Raw genomic sequence first — 23,054 nt, forward strand, 5'->3', positions numbered from 1 at the left:
AGTAACTGTAACAAGGTAAATCCTACTCACTAAGCAAGCGTTGCAAAAGACTCCCAAACCCCTTGCTGATCATCATTCAAAATAGGAACGTCGCCCAAACGTCGCCAAGGCATGTTACTACCATGAAAGTCACTACCAATAGATGCCGCAAGACCATGCTCAGCAAGGCTACGGTCGACCATTCTGCGGGTACTAATCGGCTCGCTAGTGGCTGGCAGTTCACAAGCATCGCCACCAAGCTGCGCAAACTCTTCGATCAGTTTACGCACGCGTGTCGCTGATAGTTGATATCGCGTGGGGTGTGCGAGCACCGCTTTGCCGCCGCAAGCATGAATCAGCTCGATACCATGCTGCATCGTTAACGCCTCGATTGCTACATAAGCAGGTTTGTTATCTGCTAGGTACTTATCAAAGGCTTTTTGAACGGTTTTGACCTCACCGCGCTCAAACAATACCTGTCCAATATGGGCGCGCCCGACTGCTTGTGGGTTACCGCCTGCTTTATCGAGCACTGCCTGCCATAGCTCATCATAACTAATATCTAATAGCTCACTCAATTTTTCGGCGATACGCTGACCACGAGTGGCTCGACTGTCTTGCAGTTGCTGCAGCGTTGCATGCATTTTTTCGCGATCAGTAAAGTCCAGTCCAAGTACGTGAATAATTTTATTGGTGGATTTATTCTTTCCGTAACCACCGCTTAATGTATGTTCACAACTGATCTCAACACCATTAATAATTTGCATATTGCAGGCACTGGCAGCGTCTCTTGCCTCATCAATCCCTGCCAGCGTGTCATGGTCAGTCAATGCCAACACATTGATGCCCGCTGCATGGGCACGTTGTATGACCTCGGTCGGTGCATAGGTACCATCTGAACAAGTACTGTGGCAATGTAAGTCAATTTTCATAAGCTGAGCCTTAAAGTGTTAAATAAAATAAGAGTAGAATAAAAGCTAGTGAGCAGACAGTCATTGTTACGATTATGTGCGTTGTAGTTTGTCTTGATGATTCTGTAGATTTAGCAGTTATCGTTACTGTATTCGTGTTTATATTTGGCCAGTGGCATGGTCATCAGTCGCAATAAAAAAGTATTACTCTGTAGGTCGCGTATATCGCATGATTATCGTGTTGATTGCTTTTTTTTGGTGCGGTAGACGTGTAAACTACCCCATACGTTTTTGTTGGACATACCCTTTGCTATGAAAGCATTATTAGACTTTATTCCCTTAATTGCCTTTTTTATCGCGGCGCGTTATAACGGTATTTTAGCAGCGGCAGGGGCTTTGCTCGTCGCCACTATTATCGTTTACGCCATTCATTTTATCCGTCAAAAAGGTAAGTTTGATAAGCAGCAATGGGTTGTCTTATTATTAACGATTTTATTCTGCGGCGGCACATTACTGCTGCGTGATGATATTTATCTGCGTTGGAAATCGCCCATTATCAATGGTATTTTTGCGTTGACACTATTCGTCAGTGCCGCTATTAATAAGCCATTGATGCAGCTTGCTATGAAAGAGGTATTTACCCTGACGCTTAGCGGCTGGAAAAAGCTAACCGTTGCTTGGGCATTGTTTTTTGCCCTAATGGCTGTACTACATTATATCACAGCGTTCACAATGTCAGATGAAGCATGGATCAACTTTAAGACCTATGGCTGGATTCCAATTATGCTGGTGTTTGTTGTGGCTCAATTTGCCGTGTTGAAAAAGCATCTCAACCCTGCCCTAACAGACAAAGCCACTAAATAGTTTCTGTTGCCTTGTCATAGCAGCAATCACTTTGTCGCTATGACGTTTATACTAAGCCCACATAAGCTCATCATTACTTTTTTATTATTCACTAAGGAAGTCTCATGTCTTTATTTGCAATCATTGGTCATGACGTGGCTAATAGCAGTGCACAACGTCTGATTACTCGTACTGAACATATTGAACGCCTAAAAGCACTGCATCAGCAAGGCCGTCTTGTTATCGCAGGTCCAACGCCTATCGAGCATGGCAAGAGCGATATGTCAGGCAGCTTAATCATTGCGGATTTTGATTCTATCGAAGCGGCTCAAGCTTGGGCAAACGATGAGCCTTACTTACGTGATGGCGTGTATAGTCATGTCGATATCAAACCATTTGTGCAAGCATTGCCAGCACCAACTGACAGTAACAATCAAGTAGCTGCATCGTGATCCAGAGAGTCTCTTTTTCACCTACCTGCTTCTACAAAAGTGCCCTGACTGGTCTCATGTTAGCGACAGCTGTTTCGGCGCAGGCTGCACCCACTACGCCTATAACACCTGCTGTTGATGCAACCGATCCGACAGCAATGATGCCATTGACTGGGCCAGTAGCGGCGCGTGCTTTGCCAACGAAAAACTCAGCGCTAGATATTAATGATACCTTGGCGGCACAGTTGCAACCATCTACTAAAGCATTGTCAGCTGCCAATCAAGAATTGCTCAGCCGTAATGCACAACTGCAGCGCCAAGTAAACGATTTACAGACTCAAGTAAATGTCTTGGTTTACGAAAGTAAAGGACAGTTGTTTCTATATGGTGCGTTTACCGTTTTGATTAGTCTATTAGTCGGTATTTTTGTCTCTTGGTTGGTATTTGTCCGTCGTGAGCGCTGGTAGCATATGCTGTGCTCGCACTGACTTGCATTACTCTACTTCGCTGCGTCTAACCAAATGTCGATATCATTGATCCGTCACTACTCATCGTTTAGCTACCGTTTCTGATATTTCTAAGAAGTGCCTCATGTCTACCGCTAATCATAAAAACCCTGAACACTTAAACGTTATCACGCCTGCCAAGATTGACTGGCAAACGGATGATACTGGCAATATGGTGCCAGTATCAGGTGAGTTTGGCGATGTGTATTTTTCTCATGCAGATGGTTTGGCAGAAACGCGTCACGTGTTTCTAGAGCACAATCAGTTACCAGAGCGTTTAGCACACCTTGCACCAAAGCAATGTTTTACGATTGCTGAGCTAGGCTTCGGAACTGGGCTTAATCTACTAGCAACATGGCAATTGTGGCGACAATTACGTGACACCAATCCGCAATTAGCAACGGCTCGCCTGCACTTTATTACTACTGAAAAGTTCCCTATACCGCTAGCGGATTTGACGCAGATACTTGCTTTATGGGGTGAGCGCGCGCCTGAGCTAATGGCATTTATTAAGCCACTTTTGGCTGCATATCCGCACCTGATTGCAGGCTGTCATCGTTTAAGTTTTTCTTATGATAACTTAACCGTCGATATGTGGCTTGGTGATGCAGCAGAAAGTCTAAGCAAACTGGTATTAGACCATTCTAACCAGCATACGTCTTGTATTGATGCTTGGTTTTTAGATGGTTTTGCGCCTTCTTGCAACAGTACGTTGTGGGCTGACAGTATCTTTGGACAAATGCAGCGTCTATCACGCCCTCATACGACTGCCGCTACTTACAGCTGTGCAGGTATCGTCAAGCGTGGACTAAGAGAGCATGGCTTTCACATTAAGAAAGTCAGGGGTTTTGGTCGAAAGCGAGAAATGCTCACCGCCACCATGACCGATACAGACCATATTGACGTTACTAGTGATAATAAAAATTGTGATAACGAAAGCCACGATGCGAAGCATATAACAACAGATAGCATCTTTAATCACACTGCCATCATTGGTGCAGGTGTCTCGGGTTTACTGACAGCTTGGTCGCTTGCCAATCGTGGTATTACCGTTACTTTATTAGATAAATCAGCGCCCTTGGCAGGTGCGTCAGGCAATCCTAGAGCATTACTTGCGCCCAAAATGACGCCGATTCACCATGTCGATGAGCATCTGCATACCATCGGTTACCTCCATAGCAGCAGGCTATATCGAGACCTTAATCGAACAGCCACACAGCTTAATACAGCATCAGTACTTGAACTGACTGGCGCCCTTGATTTACTCATAAAAGCCAATATCGGTACGGAACAAATTGCCGACTATCCTGACGAGATGGCGACCACCATATCGCATGAGCAAGCACAAATTACTAGTGGCTTAAAAGAGCAGAACTTATCAGAGAACTTGTATTTACCGCAGTCTGGTCTGGTCAATCCACAAGCATTAAAAGACATCATGCTGACTCATCCGCTCATTCACTTCCAGCAGTTAGAAGTGACTAAAATCAACGAGACTGATCAGCAGGTTCGTATCGAAGGTATTGATGAAAACCTTAACACTGTCACTATGACTGCTGATAATATCGTCATTTGCGCGGCATTTGAGAGCCATCAATTAGATCAGCGTATTTTTGATTGTCGTAAAATTCGTGGGCAGCTGTCTTGGTTTACCCCCTCGACGGAGCAACTAACAAAGCTACCTAAAATACCGCTTAAATATAGTGGTTACTGTGCGCGGTTCAAAGCACAGAGTGGAGATGACGAGTTAAATACTGTGGTCGCTGACGAGCCCTATTTATTGCTTGGTGCGAGTTTTATCCGCAATGACACAAGTACTGACATACGTGACGAGGAACATCATATTAGCCGAGACAAGCTCATCACTGCTATACCTGAAATGGCATCTGTCATTCCGGCAGATACGAGTCTATGGCAGGGACGATCTGGCATTCGCACCCAAACGCCTGATTACCACCCTATCGTTGGACAATTGGCAAATAGTCAGCGGAGGATATGGACAATGAGTGCGATGGGCGCAAAAGGTTATGCATTGGCACCTATTTGTGCTGAAGCATTAGCAGATATGATGCTAGGGTCATTCGCACCACTGTCAGAGACGATGCTCGCACGCTTATCACCCAATCGTACACGTTTACAGACGCCGCTTGTTTAAGAATAAATGGCTCTTGTGTAAATAACAGCAACGATTTCCATAGTTCATACTGTCTTATGATATCTTAATTTGATGTCGACTCTAATAATGAGATATACCCCATGAGCTATTATCAAACCACCCTTACTCTACCCGCCTATGCGCGTGGCATTCATATCATTACTCCGAAGGTTGAAGAAGCGATTTCTCAGCTGCTACCTCACTCTGCCAAGGTAGGGTTGGTTCATCTGTTTTTGCTGCATACGTCAGCCAGTCTTGCGATCAATGAAAATGCTGATCCAGATGTTAGACTAGATACAGAGGATTGGCTTAATAAAATCGCACCAGAAGATCAGCCAGAGTATCGCCATACCTTAGAAGGATCAGACGACCTGCCAGCGCATCTCAAAAGCATGATGCTTGGAGTAAGCTTGACTATACCGCTTGTCGATGGTGAGTTAGGACTGGGCATGTGGCAAGGTATTTACTTATGTGAGCATAGAAACCTTCAAGAATATGGCGGACAACGTAAGCTGGTGATTACGGTAAATACGTAATAATATACTGTCAATAAATAACAGATTGACCCTTGCCAATTACCACATTTACATAGAGCGCCATTAACGGATAAAGCTGATTATGAATACTTCTGTCTCAAAAACAATACACTCAAATAAGTCTAAGCGTCTATGTATTACCGCTCCTGCTATTTTCTTCAGCCTGTTGCTACTGACTGCTTGTCAAAAAGATCCAGAACCTGAAGCAACTGATACAACTACAGCTGAGACCTCAACGCAAACCACGCCAGTAACGACCAATATCAATGTTGATGAAGCTGAAAATAGCAACGTTGATGCAGCGGAAGATAGCAACGTAGATGATGCTCAAAATGTAGCGCAGAATGATACTGATTCAGAACGTGATATGAGCTTAACAGAGTTAAATAAAGATCTTAGTGATACTACGTCCACGGCAAATGATAGCGCTGAAAAACCTAATCCAGAACAAGCTATTAAAGGCGCACAAATCACTGATGTCCGTTATAAAAGTGCAGCAAGTGAGAGTTTGTCCGTGGTCTTTGAGACGTCGGCAGCTGGCATGCTTAACGCTATCATTACTCGTCCCAACCAGCCAAAAATGACCTTAAGCGCACCCGAAGGCCAAGGCAATAATCCTACGTATCAATCAGCTGACGGCAGTATCCAACTCGTCAGTCATGCTGGCGGCGGCACTATCGACCTTATCCGAAACAATAAAGTCACTAGCTTTGATGCCGTCAGTGCTGAAGCAGAAGTCATCACTGAATAAAGTCTGAGGCGGCCTTTGTTTCAATGCCCTATTTAAAACCATAAAAAAGGCGGCAAACGTTATTATCGTTGCCGCTTTTTTCGTTTCTGTGTATTACTCTCCACTGACTCGTCTCTACTAAGCTTTCTGACAAGTAATTGTATTTAACCAAACCCAGTCGATTGACCAAACATCCCAACCAACCAACTTATCACTGTCCACAGCCCCCAACCGACAAATACAATGACCAGCAGGCCAAGAAAATCAGGGACGTGCAGATATAACCAAGCAACGATTGGATTACGCCAAAAAAACCCAAAACGGCTTTGCTGCTGCTTGTCTTCTAGTGACTGGTGCAAAAACGGTCGATCCATATGCATGGTTTCGGTAATACCATACTCATGGTGTAGATGCTCGTGCACGATACCCAGGGTCTTACGGCTAGGGCGAATGAAAATATCTAATAGCGTACCAATGCCAGGTACGATACCAACGACCATATCAATAACTGCCAATCTAACCGCTGGCGTCATTTTATGAGCGGGCACACCTAACTGACGCCCTAATATAAATGCATAACTGGTCAATGCCAATCCTGCCAAATCTCCTGTTAGTGGAATGGTCGAAAGCGCCGCATCCGCACCCATTCCTTGCTTAGTAAAAGGCACTCGCACCAGCGAATCCATGGTATTAGCAAATTTTGCTAGCTTACGCTCAGTTGCGATAACTTGCTCACGAGTCAGACCATGTTCGGCAAGTTTTGCTTGATAGTCCGTAACTGACGCATTCGTATCAGACAGTTTCTTTGATTTGAACCTCGGCAATTTATCGAACTTATCCATTTAGCGTCGTCCATATGCAAGTAACTGCGATGAGCGCAAAGACATAGCGCCCTACCCAGATATTAGCTAAGAATGCCTGAAAGCAAGCCAAAGGATTGCGACTGGCACAAGCGCTGTTTTGTTTGGCAAACATCATCGCAACAAGCGCCAACCCAAATACTGGGGTTACGCCTAAAGTGGTCGGGGCAAAGTAATGCCACATAACCACACCCATCGTTAGCAAAAATAGCATCTGGAGTATTGAGATGATAATCACATCATAACGACCGAATAGTATCGCTGTTGATTTCACGCCAATCTTTAAGTCATCTTCACGGTCAGCCATGGCGTACTGGGTATCATAGGCTACTGTCCAGCACATATAAGCTAAGAATAGCAGCCAACACCAAATATCAGGAGCGCCCTGCACCGCCACATAGGACATCGGTATCGCCCACCCAAAAGCAGCTGCTAAAAATACTTGCGGCACGTGCGTATAGCGTTTCATAAATGGATAAATAAATGCCAATACAACGGCACCAAGCGACCAATAGAACACAGCTATGGGCAAGAAAAATAGTAGAATAGCACTTAACAGCACCAGTACTAAGAATGCAGCGACGGCTTCTTTACCAGATAAGCGTCCATCTGCTAATGGGCGGCCTTTAGTACGAGTCACATGACCATCTACTTTGCGATCCGCAAAGTCATTGATCGCACAACCAGCCGCTCGCATAAATATTGCACCAAGGGCAAATATCGCAAATACTTTGATACTTGGCAACGCTGCTGTCATTCCTTGCTGCTGCGCTTGACCCATTGCAGCGAGTAGTACGCCCCATAATGTTGGCCATAAGAGCAGCTCAATGCCGACTGGCTTATCAAAACGGGTTAGTTGGATGTATGCTTGTAGCTTGTCTTTAAATGTCATGGCTTTTTATTATCATTGTTGAATACTTTTTATGCGCGCTTATATATTTAACTCAGAGCAACTAAATTAATTTTTGAGTGGGTTGGTTGCTTAGTTTTAATGGACTAATTACTAAGTTTAATGGTCTGGTTACTGAATTTGTTGCCACAATTTATTCGCTTCGATCAGTGATAGCTCAGGATATTGCTTGCGCAAAGCTTTTAGTGCTAGGACTTTGTCTTTTTGTTTAGCTTGCTGACGTAAAAATGCCAGTTGCTCTTGTGGATTGCTCAGCTCTTTTAACCGTGCCTCAAGCCGAAGAATGCGAGTACGCAGCATGATATTAATCAACAATAGAATTGCACCCATAACCCAAATGATTAACGCTGACATTCCTTGCTCCTAAATCCATTAACTTTGAACATATAAGCTGATAACTTGCGTACATTTATAATCGTACATTCTTTACCGCAAACAGCAGCTGTCAGACAAAATACCCATCAAAGCGTACGGCTTCATTATGCCAGCTTTCACTAGCAGGCTCATCAGCAAGCAGCGGTGCAAACTGTGGACGCTTTACAACCACGCGACCTTGGCCTTGCGTATTTTGTTTAACAACGGTCTGTGCGCTATTTAGCAGCTGTCGCTCTTCATCTGATGTTGGTGGACGAGCCAATTGATGCAGTGCTTGCATATGCTTACCGACTTTTGCCCCTTTGCCTGTTTTGCTATCTTGATAGCTATCCTCTGGAAACATCGGATCCAGATAGACGACATCGACTGCCATAGCATCGTCTATTGCGGTGCTTGCTTCTAGATTCGCAAAATAACTGAGCGCATCAGTGTTAATAATCTGTAGACGGCTCATGAGCTTTTGCCAATTGGGTAGCGCACTCATACGCTGCTGCTCTGCAAGTAACAGCAATGCCATCAACGGCTGCTGCTCAAGCATAGTGACTTGGGCACCAGTACTGGCCAATATCAAACTATCATGCCCAAAGCCAGCGGTTGCATCAATAACATGACTATCTGATGTGATTTTGGCTGCTTGTAATAGCAGCTCAGACTTACGACCAGCACTCACTACACGGCGCTGCAACTTGTCCCACTCAGGTGCCACACTGAGCCCATCACTTAGCCATGATAGCTTGTCTTTATCATCTAATAATAGAATAGGCTGAGTAGATGCTTGGCTCAATTGCTGACGTCGCTTTTGAGTTATTTTCTCTGTAGCGACCTCTACATCTAAGATAATTGGTAATGTATGCTCAGCTATCAATGACTGTAGGCTCTCAACCTGTGCTTGCTGGCTGTCATTGACGTAGAATAACTGACAATGTACAACAGCATCTGTCTCGTCATACGTTTGGGGCACATTTGTCATAACCATCATCCTATTTGCTGCTTATTTTCACTATAAATTACTGGCGTGTTAAATCATAATGCAAATCTAGCTAGCCATTTGATAACCAAAGCCCCAAGCGGCGACCAACACGATAACACCCGTGATAATGCGTAACCAAGCAAAAATAGTAAAGTCACGGCGACTTACCCATGCCACAAGTAAGCGGATACAAAGTAGCGCCACTACAAATGATACGATGGTTCCAATACCTAGCACCAGCCAGTCTTCACTGTTGGTCAGTACGTCACCATGTTTGAGCAAATCTAACAGTGCCGCGCCTACAATGACAGGAATACCTAGAAAGAAAGAAAACTCAGCAGAAGCCTTACGTGAGACACCTAACCACAACGCACCAATAATCGTAGCACCTGAGCGTGATGTCCCTGGTATAAGAGCTAAACATTGGAACAAACCAATCATCAACGCAGTTTTTATGCTGACATCTTCAGCTTCTTCTGCAATGACCGTTTTAGGACGCTTTTCCACGTAAAATATCAGTAGACCGCCGATGATGAGCATAATGGCAACGACGATAGGATTAAACAAATAAGCTTTGATTTCATCGGCAAAAGTAAAACCAACAATCATCACAGGGATAGTAGAGACAATCAGACTCAGTCCCAGCTGTCTAGGATTGGTCATGCCCTCTGCTTTACCAGTCAGCAAGCCCATCAGCGCTTGCCATAACCTACCCCAATAGTCATAAATCACTGCTAAAATAGCGCCAAGCTGTACCACCACGACAAATAAATCAACTTTTTCTTTAGTCCAGAAACCCATCACATCTGCTGATAGAATCAAATATCCCGTACTAGAGATGGGTAAAAATTCAGTGATACCTTCAACGATACCCATGATGACAGCCTGAACAAATAAAACTATATCCACAGTGACTTTCCTAGAAACAGATTGGCCTAAAAAAACTGGCCTAAAAACAGACCGATTGGCTGTCCTATATTAACGTTGATTTTGTATTGGTATGTGCTTGCTAAACACTAAAAAGCTGGCTGCAAAAAACATATTTATAAAGCTATGCTTTGCCTTGCTCTTTAAGTGTTTTCCAAGCTTGATTACGTAGATATTTTGGCAATGCCTGCGATGCTTCCGTACCACCATCATTTGCAAACTGAGCAATACCAAGCTGCCCAATGACAACCGCATCTGGCCAAACATCTTCATGGCAGTCTTGCTGATCATGTCGTGCCAACAGCGTTGCGCCATTACCCGCAATAGGCAGGTTGAGCTCTGTTTGGCTATCATAATCTAATAGCTGCTCTGTACTATCAGTACCATCAGCCAATACTGGCTGCATAATGCTATGACCTAATTTGTCATCAGTTACCAACTCATACTGCCCAAAGTAGACTTGCTGCATACGAGCATCAAGGGCGCTGTATAGATGTGTCAGCCCATACTTCTGATACGCGCATTGTGCGATTGCTTGCAGGCTTGAGACGCCAACACAAGGCAAATCATGCGCTACAGACAGAGCCTGTACCACTGCCGTATTGATGCGGATACCACTAAACGCACCCGGCCCGCGATTGAATATCAAAGCCTGTATATCAGCAAGACGTAACTGCGCCTCGGATAATGCAGCATCAATCATGGGTAAAATCTGCTGAGTCTGCTGACGCTTTCCTGTTTCGGTATGGCTCGATAGTACCTGTCCACTCGAATCTAAAATCGCGATCGAACACTGGTCGAACACGGTATCCATTGCTAAAAACATCACAACCTCGGCTTTTACTTTTGGCGTTCTAAATTGATTTGTCAGATTTTACTAATTTTTCATCACGATCCATCGTTCATGCACTATAAGAATACTGACAGAATGGAGCAGCGCCTATCATAGCATTTAGGGTACACGAATTTTATTAATTTCTATATTTTTCACACTTTATTCATCTGTACTTATTCATAGCTAACCATAAAAAACCCTAAAGCTTAGGTAGCTTTAGGGCATATATAAAATACTTTCAGTATGCATCACGATGGCTTAGAAGCGTGTTTTAAACTTCTTTGGTGCTTGGTTTTGCATTTCTTGCATTTGCTTTTGCATCTCTTCAGTGCTTGGCATGTTATTTGGATCCAGTCCCATTTGCTTGGCCATTTGTTCTGGATTCACGTCTTTAGTACCACCTTGCTGACCGCCACCGCCAAACAATGGACCGCCGCCACCTGCTCCACCGCCGCCGCCCATTAATCCTTGCATAGACTTCATCATTTTACTAATGCCTTCAGGCTTTGAAATCATTTTCATCATTTTTGCCATTTGCTTGTGTTGCTTGAGCAAGCGGTTAACGTCTTGAATCTCACGTCCTGAACCTGCAGCGATACGGCGCTTACGACTTGGGTTAATCTTGTCAGGGTTTTTGCGCTCAAATGGCGTCATCGAATTGATTAATGCTTCCATTTCACGTACTTTTTCTTCTGGTTTGGCGTCTTCGACGGCTTTTTGCATATCTGAGCCGCCCATACCAGGCATCTTATCCAAGAAACCTGCCATGCCGCCCATGCTCTTCATTTGCTGGAACTGGGTCAATAGATCCTCAAGGTCGAAGTCACCGCCCTTTTGCATCTTTTTCGCCATTTTTTCGGCTTTATCACGGTCAATTTTCTGCTCAACTTCTTCGACTAGACTCAGTACGTCACCCATACCAAGGATACGCTGCGCGATACGCTCAGGGTGGAACAGCTCTAGCTCGTCTAGTTTTTCACCGCGGCCCAAGAACTTAATTGGCTTGCCGGTGATAGCGCGTACAGAAAGCGCTGCACCGCCGCGAGCATCACCGTCAGTCTTAGTTAAGATAACACCCGTCAACGGCAACGCATCATTGAAGGCTTTTGCGGTATTGGCAGCATCTTGACCCGTCATGGCATCGACGACGAATAGCGTCTCAGATGGGTTAACCGCAGCAGTTAGCGCCTTAATCTCATCCATCATGGTATCGTCGATATGTAGACGACCAGCGGTATCAATGATCAGAATATCTTGATATTGGATTTTGGCTTCTTCTATCGCACGTTTTGCGATATCAATTGGATTCTCATCTGTGCTTGAGTTCACAAACTTAGCATTCACTTGACCGGCTACTTGCTCAAGCTGTTTGATAGCCGCTGGACGATAAACGTCGGCAGAGACTAGCATGACTTTTTTCTTTTGACGCTCTTGTAAATACTTTGCCAACTTACCAGCTGTAGTCGTTTTACCCGCACCTTGTAGACCTGCTAGCAAATAAACAACGGGCGGCTTACCTGTCATCTCTAACTGCTGATTGGCACTGCCCATCATTTCGGTCAGCTCGTCGTGTACGATTTTGACAAATGCTTGACCTGGCGCTAACTCTTTTAGCACCTCAGCACCAAGCGCTTGTTCTTTTACGCGTTTTACAAAATCACGAGTGACAGGCAACGCCACATCAGCTTCTAACAACGCCATACGCACTTCACGTAGCGTGTCTTTGATATTGTCTTCGGTCAACTGTCCGGTACCGACGATGTTACGTAGGCTCGACGATAAGCGTTCTGTTAAGGTATCAAACATAAATAACTCTCAATTAAAATGGTTTTCAATTAAATAATACGCAATGAAAATAACTCTAAATCAAACCATTAAAATGGTTCGTAAATAATATTAGGATACGCTATAAGATATTAGGATATTGCATGACAAGGGACATGATAAAAGAATTATATTATCAATACTATAGCATTAACATGGCTCAAAACTTATAGTCGTTTCGCAAAGGACACAGCGATTATAATTGTAGTCAACTTTTTATAGATGACATATTTTATGTTTTGCGCTATGCAGCACTTCTGATCATTTATAAGTTATAAGCAAGATGGTGCTCAATTGGCACCCATTTTATGATAAATTGGACGATTATTCTAATCATTCTGATAATACCACTTTAGCGACACATTGAGCGGCAGTTTATGCTCAGTATAAGATGAGGCTTTTTATCTGTGCACTTTGCATTCTTACTTGCTAGCATGGCTTATATCTTAGTCAGCATCCATATTGGTTGGGCGCTGGTTCAGGACAAACCTATCCACAAAAGCCTCAGTTTGGGCTTATTGCTGGTCGGCATGGCGGCACATGCGGCACTGCTATATCCATACGTTGTGACGCTGTATGGTTTAAATTTCAACTTATTTAATATCATCAGTCTGACCAGTTTATTTTTCTTATTCTTTTATCTATTGTTCTGTTTATATCGCCCTATTCTTAGCCTTGGTATTTTGGCTGCACCCACTGCGCTAATAGGTATGACGGTCGGTTATGTCGGCCGCGCCCCTTATCAACCACTAACGGATGTCAGTATCGGACTTGAAATCCATATCATATTATCATTAGCTGCCTATTGTGTGCTGTTGATGGCTGCGGTACAAGCGCTATTTTTACGGCTACAAATACGTGAGCTCAAGCATCATACCATTCATCGCTTTTGGGTCAATAAACTACCCTCCTTGCAAAGTATGGAGAGTTTATTATTCGATATGCTATTGGTTGGCTTTGTATTGCTAAGTATCGCACTGGGGATTGGGTTTATCTATGTACAAGACTTGATGGCGCAGCATATTGTGCATAAGACTGTTTTTAGTCTACTGTCGTGGTTATTATTTGGTGTGCTACTATTCGGTAACTGGCGTGCAGGCTGGCGAGGCAAACGTGCGGCTAATATCACTATTTATGCTTTTATCCTATTAGCCATTGGCTTTGTTGGTAGCAAGTTCGTCTTAGAAATGCTCCTATAAAATATATGTTCAAAAAAAGGCGGTCAGTAACTGTTGCTACTGACCGCCTTTTTTACATTTTTAGCCGACTCACTACTAATTCTTCTTAGTTAAATACGACTGTCTTATTACCCGCCACAATCACACGGTTTTGCACATGCCAGTTTACAGCACGTGCTAATACGTTGCGTTCGATATCACGGCCGATAGCACGCAACTCTGTCACCCCTTGGCGATGCGTCACACGGTGTACATCTTGCTCAATGATAGGCCCTTGATCAAGCTCAGCTGTGACATAATGCGCAGTTGCTCCAATAAGCTTAACGCCTTTATCGTAAGCTTGACGATAAGGATCTGCACCCACAAACGCAGGTAAGAATGAATGATGAATATTGATAATCTGCATCGGCCAACGTTTGACGAAATCTGATGACAATATCTGCATATAGCGCGCCAATACTAACAAGTCGTTACCTGCCATCAACTTATGAATCTGCTCTTCTGCCTCTGCCTTATTGTCTTTGGTCACTGGCACATGATGAAAAGTAATGCCAAAGTTTTGTACTGCTTGCTTTAAATCAGGATGGTTGCTGACCACGCAAGTAATCTCGCAATCGAGCAATCCACGCTGATGTCGCCATAATAAATCTAACAACGCATGATCAAATTTAGATACCAAAATACCAACTTTAGTCTTCGTTGCATTATTATGTAGACGCCAATCCATATCGTGACGCTTGGCAACCGTATGCGCAAAGCTGGCTTCAAAATTCTCGATAATATCGCTTAATCCTGCCAAGGCAAACTCTAAACGCATAAAATATTGACCACCTTCATGCGCTGTTGAATACTGGTCAAGCGTAATGATATTAGCACCATAACGATGAATAAATTCAGAGACTGCCTGTACGATACCCGCTTGATCTTTGCATTTGATGAGCAGCGTGGCTGTATCAATAGCGCTAGGAATCTGTTTGCTCTGAGAAGCTATGGTCGATAATGAAACCGTTTTAGTGTTGTCTGACATAATTCGCCCAATATAAAAAATGATGACTTATCGCTGAAAAATTGCTGACAGCATAGTAAACCGGTTATTTTAATCTTTTTTGCAATATTTTGCTGAGCGAGTTGGTTGTTTTTGGTTATTTAAGGTGATTTGGTTGTTTAGAAAGATAAAGCAAAAACCCCCGACATGTGGTCAGGGGTTTTAAAATATCACTTTTCAGTATTTGGCAATGTTATTCGACTTTTATAGTTCTGGTAAAACCTGCTCCATTACTCACGACGCCTAACGTAGCTCCCAATTCAAACGCTTGATTAAAGTCTACAATAAAGCTGTTGTAACCTTGCGATTGTGCATTTGGACTGACACCATTGATCGATACTGCATAGCTTGGCTGATATGGTGAAAGTATCACTTTCGTAGTATCTTTTTCAGCATCGATATTAACACTCAAGCTATTCACACAAGTTGCGTTACCTGGACCAAATGGGCTAGCGTCTGCGATCCAAGGGCTGAATAAGGTATCACCAGAGATATCCAAGTCACCATCCAAGTATGGTAGCGAATAATTCAGGCTTTGGGTATTTTCACTACCATTCAGGAAAGTTGATGCGTCGAACCTTACTTTTACCCAGTTTGAATAACGGATGGGATAGCGAACTTGGAAATCAGCACGTCCCTCTGCATCAGTGACAAACGAATAACCATCTTCAGCAAATGTCCCACCAATGATAGCAACTGGGTTAATTGTATCCAGTACACCATTGTTATTTACATCATCGTCATTATCCAAGATGTAATTATACTCTGGACTGTCTTCACTCGTAATCCAGTTAGACCGTAACAAAATGGCAGATTTTTCAGAGAATGTTTTAGGTTCTGGCGTACTGATGTTACCTTCTCCATCTACTGTATTAGCCCCTTGATACGAAGTGCTACTATCTAGCAGACACACGCGACCTTGTGCATACTCTACTGCGTAAGACTTGATAGATACCTCTTTGTTGGCCACGGCTTGTCCTGAGCCATCCATAACCGATATCGAGCCATTAACTGTATAGTAGATGTCGTCAGAAGATATTTTATTAGCAAACGTCAATGTTGTATAAACAGCATCTTTTGATACGGTAATATTAGTGGACTTGCTACCAATATTATTAGGGTCATTCAATAGTCGAGCGTTGAGTGTCACACCATTAATCGGTGAGCTGGCGTTTGCCAAATACACTACACGTGCTTGACCTTTGCTATCAGTGATAGCAGTTGCAGCAGATAGCCTTCCTGCTGAAGAATCGGAAGCACGGCTAAAGACGACTGTTTGCCCTTCGACTGGTACATCATTTTTATCTTTGACGGTTGCGACAAGCTCCGTACTGCTACCTGGTGTGATAACTGATCTTACAGCTTGGAACAGTACCTTAGCTGGCGTAGTAGCTCTAAAACGTGTGTCTACGGTTGTTTGATACTTAAGACTACCCGCAGTACCTGTAGCGAATATACCTAGTACTTTAGCCTCTAGTACTGCTGTACCTGCCAACTCAGACGTTAGCTTCACAGGAACTGTAATCGTATAGCCATTTGCAGCTATATCAGTAGCTCTGATTCTTCTTGTAAAAATGACATCATTGTTGCCACTGCCATTATTAAACTGCCCAATAGTCGTTTGCACTTCAATAGTCTCACCAACCAGACTTTGTGCTAATTCTGGACTATCAGCACGAATTTGGACATTGATAGTTTGCTGCTCATTAACATCGTAAACGTCTTCAATATCGATGAAACTAATACCCGCTTGCGATACCTTAACCAAATCAATGCTACTGGTACTACGCTGAGTGGTCAGCTCTCGCTCACCCGCTGCTCTCACGAAGACACGTAAGTTACCATTGCTATCAAAGCTCAAATCATTTTCGTTGATTGTAAAGCTAGCTTTACCTTCTGAATCGGTGGTCGCGGTTGCATCACTAGCAATAAGGTTGCCGTCAGTATCAATGAGCTCTACGTTGGCATTTGCAATCGCAAGTCCCGTTCCATCAGTTAAAGTAGAAGACAGGGTGGTTGTACTGTTATCTTTGAGATTTTTTTCAGATGCTGTAAGGGTAAGTGTTGTGCCAATTGCAGATAAGCTCAGAGACTTTTGTTCCCGCACTTCCATATTGACAGTACCGTTAGCATCATATTGCGGCGTGACGATTTTAGCATTAATCACGACACTATGATTGAGGCGAGCATTGATACTATTAGCTGCTAACAATACACCTACGTCAACCCGACCACTACTATCACTCACAACTGTACTAGATGTAGTCAACGCAGCACCGCTTGCTTCTAAGTTTTCAATACTCAGCTGTATTGGCACTCCTGATAAAACACCACCATTACTATCTGTCACTCGGAAGGTCGCATTAGTCTGATCGCCACCAGTATTCAAAGTAGACTTATCAGAAGACGCTATTAGCTGATAGCTATCGATCGTAGCGGTATCTACTGCAACGATATAGTTTTGTACTAATGAAGTGTTTTCGGCAGTTGTTGTGGTCGCTGTTAATCGAATACCAGCTTCTAACGTTGCTTGGTTAACGTTAGCCCCATCTTCAAGAGTTAAGTTAAAGGTAGCTACGCCATCACTATTGGTAGTAGCAGTACCGTTCGAGATACTGACACCCGTTTTTATAGGGTCATCAACGTTTAAAGTAACTTGACGATTGGCAATAGCACCGTCTGTATTTTCTAAACGAACAAACACTTTGAACGTATCACCTTTGGTATTGACGACTTTATTTGCACCAATAGTAAGACTTTCAGTCGTACCGCTTGGATCAGGAGTTAGTGTCTTAACAGTACTGATTTTTGTAGCAATATTATCATTCTCATCAGTAGCTGAAAATACGACTTTGAAGCTACTACCAATGGCTGATTTTTGCGCATTCGTTAGTCCAGCTGGTACAGCAAGTGTGAAGCTCGCTTTACCTGAGTCATTCGTGGTTTGCGTACCACTGGTTACCAATCTAACCCCTTGAGCTGCAACAGCAGCAGGAAGCGCTAAATAAACCTGCTTATCCGCAATGACATTGTCCTTGCTGTCTTGGGCTATTACCTCAACCTGAGTCTCACCACCATTTAGATTTAGTGAATTTGGTGTGATAGCTATTAAATCAATAGCCGCTTTGGTTGACTGTATATTGAACTGAATATCTTGTTTTTTACCCGTCAATGTCTCAGTTAAGGTAGCCGTTAACTTTTGGTTTTTGAGTGTCGCTTTTTGCTCTGCAGTTAAGTTGCTTGGCACAATAACCGTAAAACTCGCTGCACCCGTAGCGCTGGTTTCGACAATATTATTATTTACACCCGGCTTACCGTTTACAGTTAATAATGCTGCTAACTCTTTATTCGCAAATTCTAATTGGATAGGCTGACCACTGATGCTTATATTGGTATTCCGAGTACTTAATCCAGCGTTCACCACAGCCGTATCACCTTCCCCATTCAATGTATAAAAAGGACGATTATTAATAAGGTTTGGTGAATTTAGTACTGTCAGATCAACTGCTGGCGTTAGTACATCTACTTTTGTGATAGTAGATGTATAAGTTTCCTCTTTTTCGACATACGACAGCTGGTAGTTAATACCTACACGCTTCAGTTCGGTACGCTCTGCTGCGGTTAGCCCTTTTGGAATAGTAACAATAAATGTCGTCTCACCACTAAAATCAGTAGTCGCTGTCGTTTGATTGACTGTAACGCCATAATCGAGTGCGGCTTTACCCAATTGAATAGCAACTGCTTGCCCTTTAACTGCTGTTTGATTGGCTTTATTTGATAGCTTAATGCTAATAGTGCCTTGACCACCAAGCTCACTAATAGAAGGCGTGATGATCTCGCTAAATTCTAAGCTAGTAACCGGCTGTACGACATCAATTTTGTTTTCAATTTTTGCTTCTGTACCATCGCTATCCGTCAAGGTAGCGGTATAAGCAATATCCGACGCCACCAACGACGCACGCTCGTCCTCATTGAGATCTTGGCTTAGATTTACGGTGAATACAGCATTGCCAGCTTCATTGGTTGTTTGTTCATTACCTTGGATACTAACGCCTGCCACATCCTTAATCACAAGCTTGACGTTTTTGCCAGCTGCAACACTACCGTTAGTCAGTTTCGCAGATACTTGAATCGTAAACTGCTTGTCTGTGACAGTGACCACTTTAGGTGAACTGATAGACGTCAATTTAATATCGCTCTTTTCTACAGCCGAGGTAATTTTTACAAGTGAGCTGCTAATACTGCTGCTCGCACCTGAATCTTCGATTGCCTTAGCAGTTAGTACAAAATCTTCGATCACTTCTAGCGCGTCTTTTTGTTTCTGCGTCAAGCCTGCTGGAACCCGAACGGTATAGCTCACCATACCTTTACTATCAGTCACTTGCTCAGAGCTGCCTTCGATACTCAGTAGACCTTGTTGGGTTAAAGCACTAGGTAAGCTTGCTGTTACTTTTTGACCTGTAATAGCACCACCGTTTTTGTCATTGACACGGAAGCTAATGATAGCGCTGCCACCTGAGCTTGATAACTGAACTTTATCACTAGTACCAAAGTTGATCTGATACTGTGCTGCCGGAATAATGACAGAGGCATTGTATCCACTGGTCACTACACCATCAGTATCAGTCAAGCTTACTGTATAATTGATACCTGACTTCACTAGTGCTTCACGTTGAGCTTGAGTCAAATCTTGACTTATCTCTACAGTGAATGTCACATTGCCCGACGCATCTGTTTTTTGCTCGTTATCTTTAATAGTCATGCCTGATACGTTATTAAGCGCTAGCTTAACGACTTTATCAGCTGCAGCGCTGCCATCTTTACGCTTACCTGATACGCTGATCGTGAACTGGTCTTTTAGAACATTCACTACCTTAGGGTTAGTCTCTGAAGTTAATACTGTCAAACTTGACTGAACTTTATTGCTTATGCTGATAGGCGTACTAAGAGCGCTGGTACTAGCGCCTGAAGTCTCGACTAAGTTGGCTGTCAGGAAAAATCCACTGGCCTTTTCTAAAGCTGCTTTTTGTGTAGCCTCTAATCCAGTAGGGATACGAATAGTATAACTTACGATACCTTTGTCATCTGTTGTCTGCGCAGCCGCACTATCTAAAGTCAATAACCCAGAGTCAACTAAAGATTTTGGTAGACTGACTGTGACTTTTTGATTACTTATAACGCCGCCGTCCTTATCATTCACTCGGAAGCTCACAATAGTACTACCACCTGAGCTTGATAGTTGTGCATTACTATTACTGCCAAAGTTGATTTGGTACTCGGAACTCGGGACAGAGGCTTTTACACTGTAGTTTTCAGTGGCAATACCATCGTCATCAGTCAATGTAGCTGTATAAGCAATACCTGTTTTTGCAAGTGCTTTGCGCTGTTCTAAGGTCAATGCTTGGTCTATATTCACGGTAAAGACTGCATTACCAGCACTGTTCGTGGTTTGTTCACCACCTTCAATACTAATGCCTTTTATACTATTAATGGCAAGCTTCACGGTTTTACTGGCGGCCGCACTACCGTCTGGACGCTTGGCAGATACCTGAATCGTAAACTGGTCTTTTAAAACGTTTACGACGCTAGGTGTGGTTTTTGCTGTCAGGACAGTTTTGCTCTTACTAGGGTCAGCAGTCAATAAGACGCGATTACTGCTAGTATTGATACTGGCACCTGAGGACTCAACCAGACGAGCAGTTAATACAAACTCACCTGCTTTTTCGAGTTCTGCTCTTTGTGTAGCAGACAGCCCTGCAGGAATGCGTACCATGTAACTTACGTTACCCTGAGCATCAGTTACTTGACTTGCAGCACTCTCAAGCGTTATTAAACCTTTCTGCGTCAAGCTGCTAGGTAGACTCGCTGTTACAGTTTGGTTGGCAATGACGCCACCATTTTTATCATTAACGCGGAAGCTTAAAGTCGTAACACCACCAGTGCTTAACAGTTTTTCACTACTGCTGCTTCCAAAGTTTAACTTATATTCAGCTACTGGAATAATAACTGGTGCTTTGTATTGCTCGGTGGCTACGCCATCTTCATCTGTTAATGTGATCGTATAAGTAATACCAGACTTCACTAACGCTTCACGCTGGGCTGTTGTTAAATCTTGGCTTACATTGATGGTGAATACTGCATTGCCTGATACATCCGTAGTCTGCTGGTTACCTTGAATACTCACACCTGCTACATTGGTGATCGTCAATTTCACTTCTTTCTCAGATGCCGCACTACCATCTGGACGCTTACCTGCAACTTGTATTTGGAATTGATCCTTCAATATATTGACCGCACTAGGAATGTTTTTCACAGTTAGGATCGTTTCACTTTCAGCCGTTACTTGGATACGCTCACTGTTGATGCTGCTACTGGCTCCTGATGTCTCAGTAACTTTAGCTGTCAAGATAAAGTTACCAATACCTTCTAGCTTGGTTCTTTGTGCAGCACTCAAATTGGCTGGCACACTAACATTATAACTAACCATACCCTTACTATCAGTTACTTGGGCAGCGGCACTGTCTAAAGTTAAAAGGCCAGTATTTACAAGCTCTTGAGGTAGGCTGGCAGTTACTTTTTGATTGGCAACTGCTCCACCATTTTTGTCATTGACACGAAAGCTAATAACAGCTTCGCTACCAAAACTAGAGATTCTACTTTTATTTTTTGTCGCAAACTTTATTTGATACTGAGAATCAGGGATATACGCTTCATTACCATAGGTGTCTGCGGTTACTGCACGATTAGGCTCTGATAAAACCACAGTGTAATTCACACCTTTCTCTACAATTTCTTTACGCTGCTCTGTAGTCAATGTAGAAGCTATGATTAGACTGACCACTGCTTTACCAGTAGCATCAAAGGTAAGAGCCTCTGTACTAAGCCTGACTCCAGCTATCGAATTGTTAAGTTTGATAGTTGCTTTCGCGCCATCGATATTCGTCGGTACTTTAGAGTTTTTGGCAGTAGCTGTAACAGTTAGAGGTTGCTCATCTCCATAAGCATTGAGCAATTCATCTCTACCTTCCACATCCAACACATAATCAGAGGTAGGCAGTCCTATAGATAAATTACCAGTTTCTTGCTTAGTCGCCCCACTTTGCTCTTGGATGCTAATAGCATATGCAATACCTTCTCCTATTAATAAAGCATCGCGCTCAGCTTTTGGAAGATTTTCATCTACCTTTACTTTGAAAACCGCAATACCATCTGTATTTGTGGATTTGCTATTACCGCCTATGATAGAAATACCTTTGATGCTATCAATACCCAAACCAACCGCTACGTCTTTGACGCGAGCACCCTTACTATTTTTGGCAATCACACTAAGGGTTGCTGTATCACCATATACATTTAAGACGTTATTGGAAACCGAACTAGTGGTCAATGAAGTACTTATATCAAGCTCACTTTCAACAACTTGAGTCCCATCTCCACTACCCTTTCTACTAACTGAGACTTTCAACTCCTGTGGTGCAATAGCTGTACCATCTGCTTTATTGGCAGTGGCCATTAAGGTAAAGCCGTTTGCAATTAACGCCTCTTTGTCTGCGACTGCCTGTGGGTTCAGCTTTAGTGTATATACTGCATTACCATCGCTATCAGTCACTTGAGTACTTTGACCTTCGATAGTGATACCGTTGGTTTCAGAACTCACTACTTTTAATGTAACTGCTTTGCCGATCATCGCACCACCTGATCCTACCTCGGCAGCTTTAACTGTAACATTGAAAAGAGCCTGCTCATCAGATAGCTCGATGATAGTAGGCGATGTACTAAGCTTTTGTAAAAAGAAATCAGGCTCAACCTCTGGCACTTGCTCTCCGCCACCATCGCTACCATTATCTTCGCCAGGCTGCTGAACCCCCAAGTCAGGTGCGGGTGCAACAGAATCTACAGTGTCACCATCACCGCCTCCACCACAACCTGCTAACGCTAGGGCGCAAGTCAAAGAAGTAAGTTGAAACAACTTAGAAGTAAAAGGTAATGAGCTATATGACATGTTTTTGACTCCGTATGAGCAGTAATTTATCTGAGCA

At 43.3% G+C, this 23,054-nt stretch carries 17 protein-coding genes; 7 read left to right on the forward strand and 10 right to left on the reverse strand.

What is annotated here, in order from left to right:
• Window positions 1-29: 29 nt before the first annotated feature.
• On the reverse strand, window positions 30-911 hold the full coding sequence (locus tag QO187_RS04080) for a PHP domain-containing protein (RefSeq protein WP_102092804.1): 882 nt from the start codon (window positions 909-911) through the stop codon (window positions 30-32).
• A gap of 291 nt (window positions 912-1,202) precedes the next feature.
• On the opposite strand from QO187_RS04080, the gene ispZ reads away from it, so the two are divergent.
• From ispZ to QO187_RS04110, 6 genes are all read left to right on the forward strand, one after another.
• Entirely contained in the window at window positions 1,203-1,754 is a 552-nt protein-coding gene (gene ispZ, locus QO187_RS04085) for a septation protein IspZ (RefSeq protein ID WP_101205812.1), read from the forward strand.
• Window positions 1,755-1,858: 104 nt separating this feature from the next.
• Entirely contained in the window at window positions 1,859-2,185 is a 327-nt protein-coding gene (locus tag QO187_RS04090; RefSeq protein WP_102092803.1) for a YciI family protein, read from the forward strand.
• A gap of 56 nt (window positions 2,186-2,241) precedes the next feature.
• Window positions 2,242-2,631 (forward strand): hypothetical protein, encoded by a 390-nt coding sequence (locus QO187_RS04095; RefSeq protein WP_102092802.1) that lies wholly within the window; start codon window positions 2,242-2,244, stop codon window positions 2,629-2,631.
• Between the two features lie 124 nt (window positions 2,632-2,755).
• A complete protein-coding gene (gene mnmC / locus QO187_RS04100) occupies window positions 2,756-4,825 on the forward strand; it encodes an FAD-dependent 5-carboxymethylaminomethyl-2-thiouridine(34) oxidoreductase MnmC (protein WP_371547423.1) in 2,070 nt (689 codons plus the stop codon).
• A 101-nt stretch (window positions 4,826-4,926) separates the two neighbouring features.
• Window positions 4,927-5,361: a secondary thiamine-phosphate synthase enzyme YjbQ gene (locus QO187_RS04105; RefSeq protein WP_371547426.1), complete on the forward strand. Its 435-nt coding sequence runs from the start codon at window positions 4,927-4,929 to the stop codon at window positions 5,359-5,361.
• An 82-nt stretch (window positions 5,362-5,443) separates the two neighbouring features.
• Window positions 5,444-6,112: a hypothetical protein gene (locus tag QO187_RS04110; RefSeq protein ID WP_371547428.1), complete on the forward strand. Its 669-nt coding sequence runs from the start codon at window positions 5,444-5,446 to the stop codon at window positions 6,110-6,112.
• A gap of 143 nt (window positions 6,113-6,255) precedes the next feature.
• Here the strand turns inward: QO187_RS04110 and QO187_RS04115 are convergent, their stop codons facing one another.
• From QO187_RS04115 to ffh, 7 genes are all read right to left on the reverse strand, one after another.
• Window positions 6,256-6,933 (reverse strand): DUF4112 domain-containing protein, encoded by a 678-nt coding sequence (locus QO187_RS04115; RefSeq protein WP_371547430.1) that lies wholly within the window; start codon window positions 6,931-6,933, stop codon window positions 6,256-6,258.
• Window positions 6,926-7,843 carry a 4-hydroxybenzoate octaprenyltransferase gene (gene ubiA, locus QO187_RS04120; protein ID WP_371547433.1) on the reverse strand — a complete coding sequence of 306 codons (918 nt, stop codon included), beginning with the start codon at window positions 7,841-7,843 and terminating at the stop codon, window positions 6,926-6,928. The genes QO187_RS04115 and ubiA overlap by 8 nt, the downstream gene beginning before the upstream one ends.
• A 129-nt stretch (window positions 7,844-7,972) precedes the next feature.
• On the reverse strand, window positions 7,973-8,215 hold the full coding sequence (locus tag QO187_RS04125; RefSeq protein WP_371547436.1) for a hypothetical protein: 243 nt from the start codon (window positions 8,213-8,215) through the stop codon (window positions 7,973-7,975).
• 91 nt (window positions 8,216-8,306) lie between these two features.
• Window positions 8,307-9,206: a class I SAM-dependent methyltransferase gene (locus QO187_RS04130; RefSeq protein ID WP_371547438.1), complete on the reverse strand. Its 900-nt coding sequence runs from the start codon at window positions 9,204-9,206 to the stop codon at window positions 8,307-8,309.
• A 66-nt stretch (window positions 9,207-9,272) separates the two neighbouring features.
• Window positions 9,273-10,115, reverse strand: coding sequence for an undecaprenyl-diphosphate phosphatase (locus QO187_RS04135; protein WP_371547441.1), 843 nt, complete (start codon window positions 10,113-10,115; stop codon window positions 9,273-9,275).
• A 142-nt stretch (window positions 10,116-10,257) separates the two neighbouring features.
• The gene (gene tsaB, locus QO187_RS04140) at window positions 10,258-10,959 is read right to left on the reverse strand and encodes a tRNA (adenosine(37)-N6)-threonylcarbamoyltransferase complex dimerization subunit type 1 TsaB (protein WP_371547592.1); all 702 of its coding nucleotides are present in this window, start codon (window positions 10,957-10,959) and stop codon (window positions 10,258-10,260) included.
• A 267-nt stretch (window positions 10,960-11,226) separates the two neighbouring features.
• Window positions 11,227-12,774 (reverse strand): signal recognition particle protein, encoded by a 1,548-nt coding sequence (gene ffh / locus QO187_RS04145; protein WP_102092792.1) that lies wholly within the window; start codon window positions 12,772-12,774, stop codon window positions 11,227-11,229.
• Between the two features lie 452 nt (window positions 12,775-13,226).
• Between ffh and QO187_RS04150 the strand changes: the two genes are divergently transcribed.
• Entirely contained in the window at window positions 13,227-13,991 is a 765-nt protein-coding gene (locus QO187_RS04150; protein WP_102091933.1) for an inner membrane protein YpjD, read from the forward strand.
• 85 nt (window positions 13,992-14,076) lie between these two features.
• On the opposite strand, the gene purU is transcribed toward QO187_RS04150, so the two are convergent.
• Both purU and QO187_RS04160 read right to left on the reverse strand, forming a co-directional pair.
• Window positions 14,077-14,997 carry a formyltetrahydrofolate deformylase gene (gene purU, locus QO187_RS04155; protein ID WP_160022284.1) on the reverse strand — a complete coding sequence of 307 codons (921 nt, stop codon included), beginning with the start codon at window positions 14,995-14,997 and terminating at the stop codon, window positions 14,077-14,079.
• 211 nt (window positions 14,998-15,208) lie between these two features.
• Complete coding sequence (locus tag QO187_RS04160) at window positions 15,209-23,017, reverse strand: hypothetical protein (RefSeq protein ID WP_371547446.1); 7,809 nt, start codon at window positions 23,015-23,017, stop codon at window positions 15,209-15,211.
• Window positions 23,018-23,054: the final 37 nt, after the last annotated feature.

This window comes from Psychrobacter sp. Arc9 (genome assembly GCF_041431295.1).
Classification (GTDB): Bacteria; Pseudomonadota; Gammaproteobacteria; order Pseudomonadales; family Moraxellaceae; genus Psychrobacter.

Coding starts and splice junctions, on each gene's coding strand:
- QO187_RS04080 (WP_102092804.1), bottom strand. CDS start 911: ATGAAAATTGACTTACATTGCCACAGTACTTGTTCAGATGGTACCTAT.
- ispZ (WP_101205812.1), top strand. CDS start 1,203: ATGAAAGCATTATTAGACTTTATTCCCTTAATTGCCTTTTTTATCGCG.
- QO187_RS04090 (WP_102092803.1), top strand. CDS start 1,859: ATGTCTTTATTTGCAATCATTGGTCATGACGTGGCTAATAGCAGTGCA.
- QO187_RS04095 (WP_102092802.1), top strand. CDS start 2,242: ATGTTAGCGACAGCTGTTTCGGCGCAGGCTGCACCCACTACGCCTATA.
- mnmC (WP_371547423.1), top strand. CDS start 2,756: ATGTCTACCGCTAATCATAAAAACCCTGAACACTTAAACGTTATCACG.
- QO187_RS04105 (WP_371547426.1), top strand. CDS start 4,927: ATGAGCTATTATCAAACCACCCTTACTCTACCCGCCTATGCGCGTGGC.
- QO187_RS04110 (WP_371547428.1), top strand. CDS start 5,444: ATGAATACTTCTGTCTCAAAAACAATACACTCAAATAAGTCTAAGCGT.
- QO187_RS04115 (WP_371547430.1), bottom strand. CDS start 6,933: ATGGATAAGTTCGATAAATTGCCGAGGTTCAAATCAAAGAAACTGTCT.
- ubiA (WP_371547433.1), bottom strand. CDS start 7,843: ATGACATTTAAAGACAAGCTACAAGCATACATCCAACTAACCCGTTTT.
- QO187_RS04125 (WP_371547436.1), bottom strand. CDS start 8,215: ATGTCAGCGTTAATCATTTGGGTTATGGGTGCAATTCTATTGTTGATT.
- QO187_RS04130 (WP_371547438.1), bottom strand. CDS start 9,206: ATGACAAATGTGCCCCAAACGTATGACGAGACAGATGCTGTTGTACAT.
- tsaB (WP_371547592.1), bottom strand. CDS start 10,959: ATGTTTTTAGCAATGGATACCGTGTTCGACCAGTGTTCGATCGCGATT.
- ffh (WP_102092792.1), bottom strand. CDS start 12,774: ATGTTTGATACCTTAACAGAACGCTTATCGTCGAGCCTACGTAACATC.
- QO187_RS04150 (WP_102091933.1), top strand. CDS start 13,227: ATGGCTTATATCTTAGTCAGCATCCATATTGGTTGGGCGCTGGTTCAG.
- purU (WP_160022284.1), bottom strand. CDS start 14,997: ATGTCAGACAACACTAAAACGGTTTCATTATCGACCATAGCTTCTCAG.
- QO187_RS04160 (WP_371547446.1), bottom strand. CDS start 23,017: ATGTCATATAGCTCATTACCTTTTACTTCTAAGTTGTTTCAACTTACT.